Origin of the sequence: Microbulbifer sp. (genome assembly GCF_051659245.1) — a bacterium.
Classification (GTDB): domain Bacteria; phylum Pseudomonadota; class Gammaproteobacteria; order Pseudomonadales; family Cellvibrionaceae; genus Microbulbifer.
Map to the genome: position 1 here is coordinate 85,264 of NZ_JBOFOC010000016.1, position 14,853 is coordinate 100,116.

A 14,853-nucleotide genomic window follows, 5' to 3' on the forward strand; every position below is an offset into this window, starting at 1 on the left:
AATAAAGATCACTTCTTGTCTTATTTCGTCAGGTTCAATCAATATGACCTCTGGTGACAACAGCCGCGTTGCAAGCCCGGGGGGTACTTTTTGGTCTTTGCGCGCAGTTGATCGGCCGGCGGGCCGGAATTGGCCGGGCAGCGGTGCCGGCCTGAGTGCCAGCAGTGGTATTTGGGTAAGAGTTTCTTCTTGCTATGAGAAAAGGCCCCGCGGGGCCTTTTCTGTTTAAGCATTTTTCGCCTTGAACTCTCTGCGCCGGCGGTGCAGCACCGGCTCGGTGTAGCCGTTCGGTTGCTCTCCGCCCCTGAATACCAGTTCGCAGGCGGCCTGGAAGGCGATGCTGTCGTCGTAGTTCGGCGACATGTCGCGGTAGTCGGGATCACCGGCATTCTGCCGGTCCACAACCGCAGCCATGCGCTGCATGGTTTCCATCACCTGTTGCTCGGTGCATACACCCTGCTTCAGCCAGTTGGCGATATGCTGGGAGGAAATACGCAGTGTGGCCCTGTCTTCCATCAGGCCCACGTCATTGATATCCGGCACCTTGGAGCAGCCGATGCCCTGCTCCACCCAGCGCACCACATAGCCGAGAATGCCCTGGGCGTTGTTGTCCAGTTCCCGCTGTATTTCCTCGGTGCTCCAACTGGTGTCCTCCGCGACGGGAACCGTGAGAATGTCATCCAGGCTGGCCGGTTCCCGCCTGGCCAGCTCTTCCTGTCGTTTGGCCACGTCCACCTTATGGTAGTGCAGCGCGTGCAGCGTGGCGGCGGTGGGTGACGGCACCCAGGCGGTGTTGGCGCCGGCCATGGGATGGGCCAGCTTGACGTGCATCATCGCCAGCATCTGGTCGGGAATCGGCCACATGCCCTTGCCGATCTGTGCCCTGCCCTTGAGCCCGGTGGCCAACCCTACATCCACATTCCAGTCCTCGTAGGCGGTAATCCATTTGGACTTTTTCATGTCTCCCTTGCGGATCATCGGACCGGCGAGCATGGAGGTGTGAATTTCGTCGCCGGTGCGATCGAGAAACCCGGTGTTGATAAACACAACCCGCTCCCTGGCTTCGGCAATACAGGACTTGAGATTGACGGTGGTGCGTCGCTCCTCGTCCATGATGCCCATCTTTACCGTGTTGGGCTCCAGACCCAGAACGTCTTCGATCCGGTCGAACAGGGTGTTGGCGAAGGCCACTTCCTCGGGGCCGTGCATCTTCGGCTTGACGATGTAGATACTGCCGGTGCGCGAGTTTTTCACCGACCTGTCGGTATCGCCGCGGATATCGTGCAGTGCGATCAGGCTGGTGATCATGCCGTCGAGAATTCCCTCCGGGACTTCGTTGCCGTCTTTGTCGAGCACCGCATCGCTGGTCATCAGGTGGCCGACGTTGCGTATAAACAAGAGGCTGCGTCCGGGCAGGGAAAAGGCCCTGCCGTTGGGGGAGGTGTATTCGCGGTCGGGATTCAGTTTGCGTAGGAAGGTCTTTTCCCCTTTCCTGATGGACTCCTGCAGGTCGCCTTTCATCAGCCCAAGCCAGTTGCGGTAGACGAGCACCTTGTCCGCCGCGTCCACCGCGGCCACCGAGTCCTCACAATCCATAATGGTGGTGAGCGCGGCCTCAACCACAATGTCCTTCACGCCGGCCGTGTCGGTTTTGCCGATGGGGCTTTCGCGATCGAGCAGGATTTCAAAGCGCAGGCCGTGCTGTTGCAGAAGGATTGCATCGGGCGAATCGATATCGCCGGTATATCCGACAAATTGGTTGCTGTTTTTCAGTGTTGCAATGTCGCCGCTGGACAATTCCACTTCCAGCAGCGACCCGTTGAGACGGTACTCCACGACATCCTTGTGGCTGCCGCGAGTGAGCGGTGCTGACTGGTCGAGAAATTTCCGGCCGTACTCGATCACCTTGGCGCCGCGCACCGGGTTGTAGCCGGTGCCTTTTTCCGCACCACCTTCCTCGCTGATTACATCTGTGCCGTAAAGCGCATCGTACAGACTGCCCCAGCGAGCGTTGGCGGCGTTCAATGCGTAGCGGGCATTCATTACCGGCACCACCAGTTGGGGCCCCGCCATGGTGGCGATCTCCGCATCCACGTTTTCCGTGGTCGCGGAGAAATCCGCGGGCTCGTCCACCAGGTAGTCGATCTCGCGCAGGAATTCCTTGTAGCGGGGAATATCCCGGAAGGCGCCGGGGTTGTTGCTGTGCCACTGATCTATTTTCGCCTGTATCTGGTCACGTTTCTCCAGAAGGGCGCGATTCACCGGCGACAGGTCGTCGATGATTTTCTCGAATTCGGCCCAGAACTCCCCGGCGTTCACACCGGTGCCGGGGATCACCTCCCCGTTGATCAGTTTGTACAATTCCGGCGCGATTTGCAGTTCGCCGATTTGGACTCGTTCCGTCATATCCGGGCCTCTTGCTGATCGTTGGGAATTCGCCATTCTAAACAGGCACTTCGCCATGCTGCTAATTTATAGGCGGAATTTTCACTATTCACATTTTGGATTTTTATTAAACCCTGTCTCGCGCGTCGTTACAGATGGCGGCCGATATCCAGAATCAGCCGTCGCAGCCAGCGGTGTGGTGCACTCTGTTGCAGCAGTGGACTCCAGGCCATTTTCAGCTCCAGTGGCGGGATTTCCAGCGGCGGCTCCCGGCGCAGCACGCGGGGGTTGTCCCGCGCCAGCAGGGCCAGGCGCGTGGGCACGGTGACAATCAGGTCGCTCTGCTCCGCCAGCAGCATGGCCACCTGGTAGTGGCGGGTGAATACCGAGATGGTCCGCTTCTCGCCCAGGCGGCCGATGGCCTCGTCCACCCACCCCAGACGCTGAACGTCCTCCGGGTTGACTCCCACGCCGACACCCATGCCGGTCTTACTCACCCAGATATGCTGGGCGCGCAGGTAACTCTGCAGATTGTAGTCCTCGAGAATTGGGTTATCCGCCCGCATCACGCAGGAAAAGCTGTCCCGCCACACGGTGGCCTGGTGGAAGCTCTGGGGCATGCTGTCGAAGCGGTTGATCACCATATCCACCTTGCCCTGCTCCACGTCCACGAAGCTCACGTCGCTGGGGGTCATGATGTCCAGGCTGATCCCGGGCGCGCCCTCCCGCAATTGCTTCAACAGCGGTGGGATCAGCGTGGATTCCGCGTAGTCACTGGCCATAATGCGAAAGGTGCGCCGCGCGGCCCCGGGGTCGAAATCCCGGTTGGGCTGGATCACCCGATCGATGGCCGCCAGCGCCTCGCGCACCATGGGCTGCAATTCCAGGGCCCGTTCCGTGGGCATCATGCCCTCGCGGGTGCGCACCAGCAGCGGGTCGTCGAACAGCTCCCGCAGCCGCTTGAGGCCGTTGCTCATGGCGGGCTGGGACAACCCCAGGTAATTGGCGGCGCGGGTGACGTTGCGCTCCCGCAGCAGCACATCCAGGTAGACCAGCAGGTTCAGGTCGGCTCTTTCCAGGTTCATTAAGTATTCGCCCCGTCGATAGCGAAAATAAAAGCAATAAATTGGGCAAATTATGCCAGGGCTACTAGGATACTCAACACCTAATATCAGTCAGCGCCTTACGAGGGAGAGAGACATGACCACAGGCAATTATGACCGCAAGGCCGAAATCGAGGCCATCGAGAAGGACTGGAAGTCCAATCCCCGCTGGAAGGGCGTGAAGCGCCCCTACTCCGCGGAAGATGTGGTGCGCCTGCGGGGCTCCCTCAAGCGCGAAAACACCATTGCCCAACGGGGTGCCGAGAAGCTATGGCAACTGATCAACGAGGGCGGCCGCCCGGCCTTCCGCCCGGACAAGGATTTCGTCAACGCCATGGGCGCCCTGACCGGGGGCCAGGCGGTGCAGCAGGTGAAAGCGGGTGTGCAGGCCATCTACCTGTCCGGTTGGCAGGTGGCGGCGGATGCCAATACTTCCGAGACCATGTACCCGGACCAGTCCCTCTACGCTGTCGACTCGGTACCCACGGTGGTGCGACGCATCAACAACGCCTTCGAACGCGCTGACCAGATCCAGTGGAAAACGGGCAAGAACCCGGGAGATGCCGGCTATATCGACTACTTTGCCCCCATCGTGGCGGATGCGGAGGCCGGCTTTGGCGGTGTGCTGAACGCCTTTGAACTGATGAAGAACATGATCCGCGCGGGCGCCTCCGGCGTGCACTTCGAGGACCAGTTGGCCTCGGTGAAGAAATGCGGCCATATGGGCGGCAAGGTGCTGGTGCCCACCCAGGAAGCGGTGCAGAAGCTGGTCGCCGCGCGCCTGGCCACCGACGTGGAGGGCGTGCCCACCATCGTACTGGCGCGCACCGACGCCAACGCCGCGGATCTGATGACCTCCGACTGCGACGAGTACGACGCCCCCTTCCTTACCGGTGAGCGCACCGCCGAAGGCTTCTACCGGGTCAAGGCCGGCATCGACCAGGCGATCAACCGCGGCCTGGCCTACGCTGCCTACGCCGACCTGCTGTGGTGCGAAACCGCCACGCCGAACCTGGACGAGGCAAAGAAATTCGCCGAGTCGGTACGCAGGGAGTACCCGGACCAGTTACTGGCCTACAACTGCTCCCCATCCTTCAACTGGAAGAAGAACCTGGACGACGCCACCATCGCCCGCTTCCAGCGCGAGCTGTCGGCGATGGGCTACAAGTTCCAGTTCATCACCCTGGCGGGAATCCACAACATGTGGAACGGGATGTTCAACCTGGCCTACGAATACGCCCGAGAAGATATGTCCGCCTATGTTCGCCTGCAGGAAAAAGAATTCGCCGACGCCGAGAAGGGTTACACCTTCGTTGCGCACCAGCAGGAAGTGGGCACCGGCTATTTCGACGATATGACCAGCGTGATCCAGGGCGGCCGGTCCTCCGTGACCGCGCTGACCGGCTCCACTGAGGAAGAGCAGTTCAAATAAGAATCGCCGCAATATCCCTGATTTCACTCATGGTTCGGGCCGATTTGCGGCCCTTTTGGCTTGTTTTATGAGCAGGGCATACTCGCGCTCAGTCCAACCTATGCCACTAAGCGGACTCGAGCCTGTGAATGACTCGCGCAATACGGGTGCGTACCTTCTTATAATCTATTTCGCTCCAGGCCCGGAGCATGGGAATCAGGCCGGCATCGCCGGCAGCTTCGATCTTCTCCAGCAGCAGCCAGATAAGCTCACGGTTTCTGTCCTTGAGTTCGCCGGGGTCAAAATGACTTCCGCCGGCCGCGGCACTGCGCATTCGCTGTAAGAGTTCTTCGGCATAGGTCTGCTTTTCGATCTCCCAGCCTTTGCGGCCGAAAACCAGCAGCGGCAACCGGTAGTCGTACTCGATTTCCAGGTAGCCCTGCAATATGGTCCAGTCGATGCGAGCGAGTATTTCCTCTTCCCTCAACTGGCGGTAGAAACCGAATACCGGTGATTTGTCCAGCTCCAGTTCGAGCAGTTTTTTGCGCCGTGAACCTTTGAGCAGTTGCGCCAGCAGGGTGCGGCCGCCGCGCAGGATCATTTCGTCTGCGCCGCGCAGTATTGCTGCGATTTCTGCCTGCGGCAGGGATTTTATGCCCCTGGTATCCAGGTGCAGGGGCACCCGCTGTACTCTTTTCCCCACTGATATCCTCTCTTCTTCATGCGTCGCCCAAGTAGATTTTCAGCAGCGCCGGAGCCTCCGCCTGCAGCGCTTGGCGCGCCGCCGTTTCCGGCTCCCCGCGGGCGCGCAGGGCCAGTAGCCGGCACACCGCGGCGGTCGCCCGGCCGCGCGGAGTGGGGAATTCCGTGCCCTCGAAATGGTGCGCCAGCCCCGGTTCGCGCAGCAGCAGCCAGGGGGAGAAGTGTTCTGCGGACAGCTCCTCGGGCAGTTCACCGAAGTCCCGCCAGAGCTCCGCCAGGGGCCCGCGATCGTCCTCCGCCGATTCTTCGGCGAATTCCGGTGCCACCTCGAACAGGTGGCACCATACCAGCAGCGCCGGCTCGCGCCGGCGGGTTTGCCACAGGGCCGTCGCCAGTCGCGCCAGCAGCAGCGGCCGGGTCTCGAAGCCGTCCACCGCGCGCAGGCTTTCGATCACCCGCGGCCAGTCGCCGGCCCGTGCCCAGGCGAAGCTGGGGTGCCGCTTTGGCTGCTGTGGGTCGAACTCGCCCGCGACGCCGGCGGTGGCCAGTCGCTGCCACGCCAGGGCCAGGTAGTCCCGCGCGCGATCGCGCAGCAGGTCCCGGGCCAGGGGCGCTATCTCCGTTTCCAGGGCGTCCAGCTCTTCCTCGTAGTCCTCTACCGCGGCATTGGCGCCCATATGGCGGCCGTAGAGCAGCAGCGTCTCGTAGCCCCCCAGGTGCGGGTTGTCCGGAGCCAGTTGGCAGAGCTGCTGGTAGCTGTCTTCCGCGATGCGCCACTGGCGCTCCGCCAGGGCCTGCAGCAGCTCGTTTTCGCTACCGGCGGCACCGCCGTCCATAAACAGGTCCAACTGCGGGGCGTCCTGCGGACGCAGCCAGCGGCCGCCGAGCAGGCGTGCCAGTTCGGCGTCGCGGCTGGGGCGCAGCTCGCGCCCGCTTTCGTCGCCCCAGCTGTAAAAGGGCTGCGGCTCAGCGACCAGCTTCAGCGCGCGGGCGGCGGCCTCGGCGCCGCGCAAGCGCGCCAGCAACTGGTCGCGGTCGCAGGCGACGGCGGCTTCCAGGGTGGGAAGCCCGCCGCGGCGCCAGTCTTCGTAGCCAGCGAAAGTCAGCGCGCCGCAGTCCAGCAGCCACTGCACCGAGGTAAAAGCGCCGCGGGCCAGCAGCTGCGCCTCTACGGCGGCCGCGTCCGCTTCCGGCAGGGCGTCATCAAGCATCCGGGCCCTCCGCCAGCAGGGAATAGAGATCCTGGAACTCCAGGGCTTCCGCCTCGGCGGCGCGGTAGACCTGCTCCGCCAGCTGTCGCTTGCGGGCCTGCAGTTGCTGCATTTTTTCCTCCACTGTGTCCTCCGCCAGCAGCTTGTAGACGAATACCGGTTTGTCCTGGCCGATGCGGTGGGCGCGGTCGTTGGCCTGGGCCTCGGCGGCGGCATTCCACCAGGGGTCGCAGTGGATCACCGTGTCGGCACGGGTGAGATTGAGACCGCTGCCGCCGGCCTTGAGGCTGACCAGGAACACCGGCGCGGCGCCGGCCTGGAAACGATCCACCAATTCGCCGCGGTTGCGGCTACGGCCCGTGAGGCTGAGACTGGGAATGCCGAGCCGTTGCAGGTCCGCCGCCACCAGCCGCAGCATACCGACAAACTGGGAGAACACCAGCACGCTGCGGCCCTCCTCCACCAGTTGCGGCAGTACTTCGCGCAGGTATTCGCGCTTGGCGGAACCGGCGTCCGCCTGGGCCGGGTCCGCCAGGCCCGGGTCGCAGCAGAGCAAGCGCAGGCGGGTGAGCAGGTTCAGCACCATCAGCCGCCCGCCGCCGTCCGCGACGCTGCCGTGGATCTGCCGCAGCCCCTCTTCGCGCAGTGTCTCGTACAGATCCCGCTGGGCGCCTTGGAGCGGCAGGCGCAGGGAAATTTCCGTTTTTGGCGGCAGGTCTGTCGCCACCTGCGCCTTGGTGCGCCGCAGCACAAAGGGCGCGATGCGTTCCAGCAGATCCCGCGCCCGCCCCTCGTCACCGTCCCTTTCAATGGGCTTGCGGTAGCAGCGGTTGAAGCTGGCCTCGGTGGAGAGGAATCCGGGCAGCATAAACTCGAACAGGGACCAGAGCTCGCCCAGGTGGTTTTCCACCGGGGTGCCGGTAAGGCAGAGCCGGTAGTCCGCCTGCAACTCCCGGGCGCAGCCGGCCATCTGGCTGTGGGCGTTCTTGATGGCCTGGGCCTCGTCCAGGATCACGGCGCTCAGAGGCTGCGCGCGCCAGTGCTCCAGGTCCCTGGCCAGCAGCGCGTAGGAGGTGAGCAGCAGATGGTTTTCGCCCAGCCGTTGCCAGCGCCGGTGGCGCCCGGGGCCGCGCACCAGCTCCACCCGCAACCGCGGGGCGAATCGCTCCGCCTCCCGCAGCCAGTTGTCCAGCAGGCTGCTGGGAGCCACCACCAGCGCCGGTGGCGCCAGGCGCCCGGCCGCCCGCTCGACGCTCAGGTGGGCCAGCAGCTGCACTGTCTTGCCCAACCCCATATCGTCCGCCAGCAGGCCGCCGGTCTGCAGCGCGCGCCGCTGTTGCAGCCAAGCCAGGCCCTGCAGTTGATAGGGGCGCAGGGTCGCGCACCATTCCTCTGGCAGGCGCGGCGGCGCGGCAGGCGCAAGGTGCCTGCGCACACCCTCCACCAGCGCCTCGGCCTCGGCGGACACCTCCAGCTCGTCATCCGCCAGATAATGCAGGCGGTCCAGTTGCGCCCGCGGCAGGCGCAGCCGTTCACCGGCGGCCTCCTCGAAACAGAGTTCGCCGAGCAGTGCCAGCCAACGGGCCAGGCGCGCGGCGGGCAGCAGCAACTGGCGGCCGTCTGGCAAGGCCAGGGGCAAATCGCCGCCGAGCACTTCGAGCTGTGCGCGGCTGTAGCGGCGCGCGCAGTCGGCGAGCAGTGGCATCAGCGGCAACAGTTCGCCGTCCACTTCCACCTGCAGTGCCAGCTCGAACCAGTCCACGCCCTCCGGTGCCGCCTCCAGGTGCACGGCCCCGGGGGCGATAAAGTGCTGGCGAAAGTCGGGGGCGATTTCCACCAGCCAGCCCTGCGCCCGTAATGCCGGCAGGGCGTTGGTCATGGGGTCGCGCCAGTCGGGGAATTCCCAGGCGTCGGGGGACGGGAGGCGCGGGTTGTATTCCACCAGCGCTTGCTCAAGGGCGCGCCTGTAGGCGGTTTCTTTACTCCGGTCGCGCTGGAAACGCAGCAGTTCGCCGCTCTCGGGGTGGTAGCGGCCGAAACTTTCATCGTCGCCGGCGTCCACGCGGCATTCCACTTGCTGCCAGCGGTAGACAAAGTGCAGCCGCAACCGGTCGGCGCCGCCGGCACTGGACAGCGCCAGCAGCGGCTGCGGCTCAGCGGCAAGGCGCCGCTCCGGCAGCGCCCGCGGCAGGGGCAGCCCGGCGGCCTCCAGCTCGTCGCAGTAGCGGGAGAGAAATTGATTCAACTGTTCCGGCGCCAATTGCGGCCGTCGACGCAGCCACTCCCGCGCGCTCGCCGCGGGCACATCGGCCACCGGCACCAGCTGGCGCCGCTGCGGTACCAGGCAGGCGGGGGGATCGCAGGGCAGCAGCAACTGGCCGGGGGAGGGCTGCCAATCCAGGCGCTGGCGGCCCAGTTCATCTGTCTGCCAGCCGAAAGGCACCGCTTCGGGACTGCCCCACGCCAGGGGGCCGGCGTCCGCGAGCAGCAGGCGGCCGCTTTCCGCCAGGGCCCGCAGCAGGCTCAGCGGGGTCGTGACGGGCAGCCGGTAACCGCCCTCCTCCGCTTCCCGCGGGCACAGCTGGTGCAGTTGCGGCAGCGCCGCCAGGTCGTCCCCATCGAGAAACCCCGGCGGCCGCTGCCAATGCGCCGGCTGCAGCCGGTAAGCGCTGGGGTTTTCCAACTGCCCGCCTGCCAGCGGCTTTGCCAGCAGCAGGCTGAGCCTGCGCCCGTCCTGTGACAGCCGGTAGTGGAGCCGCCGCGTGTCGGGTGTATCGGGAAGACCCTGCTCGCGGCGCAGGCGCTGTAGGAAACTGCTGGTCATGGGAGTTGGTGGACTTTGCCGTGGGTTGTCTGCGATGGGCGGCGGAGTATAACAAAGTAGATTTCAGTAGAGCCTGAAACCCGTGCCAGCTCCGGGCGGTGTGCACGGCCACCTTGCCGATTTATTGTGCTTTCGTATCGACCATTCGTGACGCCGGTTCAACTTTGGCCCTTTCCTCCCCGCCGATGATAGCGGTACCACCCCAAAAATCATATATTTCACATTAACAATAATAGGCTTGTATCGCATCGCATAATCAAAAGCAGTGAAAAGGAGATCCGTATCATGCGGTTACCACATAAAAGTTTATTTTTCAGTATGTGTCTTGCGGCACCATCGGTATTCGCCGCTCAGGCAAACATGAATATTGCCAATGACTGGGGGCAAGGCGCCCAAGGCGAAATTGTTATACTCAATGATGATCCGGTACCGCTTTCCGATTGGACCGTGGAGTTCGACCTGGATGTGGAGATCACCCAGATCTGGAACGGCATCATCGTTTCCCACGCGGGCAGCCGCTACGTGGTGGAGCCGGTGGATTACAACGGCACCATCGGCGTTGACGGCCAGGTCAATATCGGTTTTCTGACTACTCCGGGCGGTATCTCACCGGTACCGGTGACTGTGGCAGGAGATGATGGCGGTGGCAGCTCGTCCAGTTCATCGTCGAGCAGCTCGAGTTCTTCGAGCAGCTCCAGCTCTTCCAGCAGCTCCTCGAGCAGCAGCTCTTCGAGCTCTTCTTCAAGTTCCTCGTCATCCTCAAGCTCTTCTTCGAGCTCTTCTTCGAGCTCTTCTTCGAGCTCATCTTCGAGCTCTTCTTCGAGCTCTTCTTCGAGCTCCTCGTCGTCTTCCAGCAGTTCCGGCGGCGATTATCAGGGCTACGAAACCAGTAGCTTTATTACCGTGGACCAGTTCGGCTACCTGCCCAACAGCGAAAAAGTCGCGGTACTGCGGGACCCGCAGCAGGGGTACGACAGCGCCGGTGAATATATGCCCGCCGCGACCTTCAAAGTGGTGGACGCAGACAGCGGTGAAGTGGTCTACAGCGCGCAACCGGTTGCATGGAACAGCGGCGCCACCGCCGACAACTCAGGTGACCGCGTGTGGCACCTGGACTTCTCCCCGGTCACAGCCCCCGGCGACTACCTGCTGGCGGACGATACCAACGAACTGCGCTCTCCCACCTTCCGCATCGGCAGTGACATCTACCGCCCGGTTCTGGTGCAGGCGGTACGCAGCTTCTACTACCAGCGTGCCGGCTTCGCCAAACAGGCGCCCTACGCCGATGCCCGCTGGACTGATGGCGCCAGCCACCTGGGCGCGGGCCAGGACCCGGAGGCCCGTTTGTTCAACGACACCGGCAATGCGGCCACCCAGCGCGACCTGCGTGGCGGCTGGTACGATGCCGGGGACTACAACAAGTACACCAACTGGCACGCGGACTACCTGATCGCCCTGCTGCACAGCTATCGGGAAAACCCCGCTGCGTGGACCGACGATTTCAATATTCCGGAATCCGGTAACGGTATCCCCGATCTGCTCGACGAAGTGAAATGGGGGATGGACTGGTTGGTGCGCATGCAGGAGGCAGACGGCTCCGTGCTTTCCGTGATGGACCTGTCCCACGCCAGCCCCCCCTCTTCCGCCACAGGCCCCACCACCTACGGCCCCGCGACCACCGCCGCCACCTACAGCAGCGCCGCCGCTTTCGCTCTCGGCAGCCATATCCTGGGCCAGATCCAGGGCCTGGAGAGTTACGCCGCGGACCTGAGTGAAAGGGCGGAAGACGCCTGGCAGTGGGCGCAGGCGAATCCCGAAGTGACCTTCAGAAACTCCGACAACGGCGTCGCCGCCGGCGAGCAGGAAGTGGATGAATACGGGCGCTTCGCGAAAAGTCTGATCGCCGCCACCAATCTGTACCGGGCCACCGGCAAGGGCGAGTACCGCCAGTATGTGGAGAGCAACTACCAGGAAGCCCATCTGGTGCAGTGGAGCTGGGCCTCCATCTGGGAAACGGAAATCCAGCATGCGCTGCTCTATTTCAGTGCGCTCGAAGGGGTTTCCAGCGAAGTGGCCTCGGCCATCCGCAGCGCTTACCAAGCGGCCATGGACGGTGACGCCAACTGGCCGGCGGTAAACGGCGACGTCGACGCCTACCGGGCCAGCATCCCGGAATATACCTGGGGCAGTAACCGCGGCCACGCCGCACAGGGCAACCTGTTTCTGGACCAGTTTCAGTTCAGTGCGGGAGCTCCGGGGGCTGCCGAAGCCCGCAATGCCGCACAGCGCTATCTGAACTACCTGCACGGCGTCAATCCGCAGGGCAAGGTCTATCTGTCCAATATGGGAGAGTTCGGTGCAGAGAATTCCGTCGACAGCTTCTACCACTCCTGGTTCTCCGACGGCAGCCCTCAGTGGGACTCTGTCAGCGAATCCTCCTATGGGCCCGCACCGGGCTTCCTGGTGGGCGGCCCCAATCCCAGTTACGACTGGGACGCCTGCTGCCCCAACAGTTGCGGCAGCCCCGAGAACAATGCCCGCTGTGGCGTGGCTCCCCCCGAGCCGCCCTTCGGCCAGCCCGCACAGAAGTCCTACCTCGACTTCAACACCAGTTGGCCGCTGAACTCCTGGGCGGTGACAGAGAACCACAACAATTATCAAGTGGCTTATATCCGCCTGCTTTCCAAATTTGTGAAAGCCGACAGCGAATAACTGCCAGCTAACGTACAGCATGGCCGCTGGCCGGATCGGATTCACAGGAATCCGGCCCGGCCAGCGGCTTTTTTTGGGCCGCTTTTGCGGCCCTTTTTATTCGGCCCTGACCCTTACGCCGATTTCGTGACCCCTGTCACGGTTCAGAAAAGTTGTACGATAGCGCTAACATATGAAGAATCATATAATTCTGAAAAATAACCAACAATAAATGCGACCAATGAACAGACAACTATTCTCATCCTTTTCCTTCCTGCTGCTCTGTTTTCTCTTATCCGCCTGTGGAGGCGGCGGCGGAAGTGATGCTGGAGACGGTGGCAGCAGCAGTTCCGGAAGTAGCAGTAGCTCTGGAAGTAGCAGTAGCTCTGGAAGTAGTAGCAGTTCTGGAAGCAGCTCCAGCGGTGGCGACCCGGGGAACCTGGCTCTCAGCGGTTTTATCGTCGTCGATCAGTTCGGCTATCTGCCGGAATCGGAAAAAGTGGCCGTGCTGCGCGATCCGCAACAGGGCTTTGACGGCGACCGGGAATATACCCCGGCCGACAGCTATCAAGTGGTGGATACCGAAAGCGACGAAGTAGTACTCACCGTCGGGCCCCAGGCCTGGAATGGCGGCGCCACCGCGGATAACTCCGGCGACCGGGTTTGGCACCTGGATTTCAGCGCGGTTACCCGCCCCGGCAACTATAGGGTGGTGGACACCGAAAACCAGTTGCGCTCCCCCGTCTTCCGCATAGCCGACGACGTCTACCGGCCCGTGCTGGTGCAGGCGGTGCGCACTTTCTACTACCAGCGCGCCGGCTTCGCCAAAGAAGCACCCTACGCCGATGCCCGCTGGACTGATGGCGCCAGCCACCTGGGTGCGGGCCAGGACCCGGAAGCCCGTTTGTTCAGCGACACCGGCAATGCAGACACCCAGCGCGATCTGCGCGGCGGCTGGTTCGATGCCGGGGACTACAACAAGTACACCAACTGGCACGCCTCCTACCTGACCACGCTGCTGCACAGCTATCGGGAAAACCCCGGGGTCTGGACGGACGATTTCAATATTCCGGAATCCGGCAACGGTATCCCCGACCTGCTCGACGAAGTGAAATGGGGGATGGACTGGCTGATTCGCATGCAGGAAGCGGACGGCTCCGTGCTCTCGGTGATGGACCTGGCCCACGCCAGCCCGCCCTCTGACGCCACCGGTCCCACCACCTACGGCCCGGCGACCACCGCCGCCACACTGAGCAGCGCCGCCGCTTTCGCCCTCGGCAGCCATATCCTGGGCCAGATCCAGGGCCTGGGGAGTTACGCCGCGGACCTGAGTGAAAGAGCGGAAAACGCCTGGCAGTGGGCGCAGACGAATCCCGAAGTGACTTTCAGAAACTCCGATAACGGCCTCGCCGCCGGTGAACAGGAGACGGATGACTACGGCCGCTTTGCCAAAAGCCTGATTGCCGCCATCTACCTGTACCAAAGCACGGGCAATACCGATTACCGGCAGTTTGTGGAAGACAACTATGAGGGCGCCCGCCTGATTGAACAGAACAACGCCTCCGTATGGGAAGCGGAAATTCAACACGCCCTGCTCTACTTCGCTTCCCTGGACGGCGTATCCACCCAGGTGGCGAATAATATCCGCACGGCTTACGGAAACTCCCTGGACCAGGGGGGAGACAACTGGCCCGCGGTAAACAGCGACCGGGAAGCCTACCGCGCCCACATACAGGTTTACACCTGGGGCAGCAACCGCACCCACGCGCACCAGGGCAACCTCTTCTACGACCAGTACCAGTTCGGTGCCGGCGGCCCCGGTGAAGCGGAAGCGCGCAATGCCGCGCTGCGCCACCTGAACTATCTGCACGGGGTCAACCCGCTGGGCAAGGCGTATCTCTCCAATATGGGAGAGTTCGGCGCGGAGAATTCCATCGACAGCTTCTACCACTCCTGGTTCTCCGACGGCAGCCCGGAATGGGATTCCGTCAGCGAATCCTCCTACGGGCCCGCACCGGGCTTCCTGGTGGGCGGCCCCAATCCCAGTTACGACTGGGACGCCTGCTGCCCCAACAGTTGCAACAGTCCCGAGAACAACGCCCGCTGCGGTACAGCGCCGCCCTCACCGCCCGCCGACCAGCCCGCACAGAAGTCCTACCTCGACTTCAACACCAGTTGGCCACTGAACTCCTGGGCGGTAACGGAGAATCACAACGACTACCAGGTGGCTTATATCCGCCTGCTGTCCAAGTTTGTGCCGGAGGGCGAAGACTAGGGAGCTTGTGCATACGAGACAGTTCTTCTAGTTCCTTGTAGGAGCGGCCGGACCGCTCCCGGCCGGACCGCTCCTACAACAGGGGTGGGCCGATAGAAAAGTGACAGGGACCAATGGCACTGACTTAAGCGGTTTCCGGCTCCCGTAGGGCGGATAAGCGAAGCGCATCCGCCGCCCCAGGCCTTGTAACTGGTGGATGCGCTTCGCTTATCCACCCTACAAATAAGGCCATTTGCGCTTAAGTCAGTGCC

General features: G+C 63.0%; 8 protein-coding genes. 3 read left to right on the plus strand and 5 right to left on the minus strand.

All coding sequences use genetic code 11. The annotated features are described in order from the left end of the window. Positions 1 to 225: 225 nt before the first annotated feature. Positions 226 to 2,406, minus strand: coding sequence for a malate synthase G (locus tag ACRC0P_RS01895; RefSeq protein ID WP_438627968.1), 2,181 nt, complete (start codon positions 2,404 to 2,406; stop codon positions 226 to 228). A gap of 128 nt (positions 2,407 to 2,534) precedes the next feature. Further along, positions 2,535 to 3,470 carry a LysR family transcriptional regulator gene (locus tag ACRC0P_RS01900; protein WP_438627970.1) on the minus strand — a complete coding sequence of 312 codons (936 nt, stop codon included), beginning with the start codon at positions 3,468 to 3,470 and terminating at the stop codon, positions 2,535 to 2,537. A gap of 115 nt (positions 3,471 to 3,585) precedes the next feature. Between ACRC0P_RS01900 and aceA the strand changes: the two genes are divergently transcribed. Then, on the plus strand, positions 3,586 to 4,920 hold the full coding sequence (gene aceA, locus ACRC0P_RS01905) for an isocitrate lyase (RefSeq protein WP_438627972.1): 1,335 nt from the start codon (positions 3,586 to 3,588) through the stop codon (positions 4,918 to 4,920). Positions 4,921 to 5,026: 106 nt separating this feature from the next. Here the strand turns inward: aceA and ACRC0P_RS01910 are convergent, their stop codons facing one another. The 3 genes from ACRC0P_RS01910 to ACRC0P_RS01920 are packed head-to-tail and all read right to left on the minus strand — an operon-like array spanning position 5,027 to position 9,636. Continuing rightward, complete coding sequence (locus ACRC0P_RS01910) at positions 5,027 to 5,602, minus strand: RQC-minor-1 family DNA-binding protein (protein ID WP_438627974.1); 576 nt, start codon at positions 5,600 to 5,602, stop codon at positions 5,027 to 5,029. A gap of 16 nt (positions 5,603 to 5,618) precedes the next feature. Then, positions 5,619 to 6,812, minus strand: coding sequence for a hypothetical protein (locus tag ACRC0P_RS01915; protein ID WP_438627976.1), 1,194 nt, complete (start codon positions 6,810 to 6,812; stop codon positions 5,619 to 5,621). Then, positions 6,805 to 9,636 carry a DEAD/DEAH box helicase gene (locus ACRC0P_RS01920; RefSeq protein ID WP_438627978.1) on the minus strand — a complete coding sequence of 944 codons (2,832 nt, stop codon included), beginning with the start codon at positions 9,634 to 9,636 and terminating at the stop codon, positions 6,805 to 6,807. The genes ACRC0P_RS01915 and ACRC0P_RS01920 overlap by 8 nt, the downstream gene beginning before the upstream one ends. A gap of 360 nt (positions 9,637 to 9,996) precedes the next feature. Between ACRC0P_RS01920 and ACRC0P_RS01925 the strand changes: the two genes are divergently transcribed. Continuing rightward, entirely contained in the window at positions 9,997 to 12,348 is a 2,352-nt protein-coding gene (locus tag ACRC0P_RS01925; RefSeq protein WP_438627980.1) for a glycoside hydrolase family 9 protein, read from the plus strand. A 220-nt stretch (positions 12,349 to 12,568) separates the two neighbouring features. Beyond that, positions 12,569 to 14,602 (plus strand): glycoside hydrolase family 9 protein, encoded by a 2,034-nt coding sequence (locus tag ACRC0P_RS01930; protein ID WP_438627982.1) that lies wholly within the window; start codon positions 12,569 to 12,571, stop codon positions 14,600 to 14,602. Positions 14,603 to 14,853: the final 251 nt, after the last annotated feature.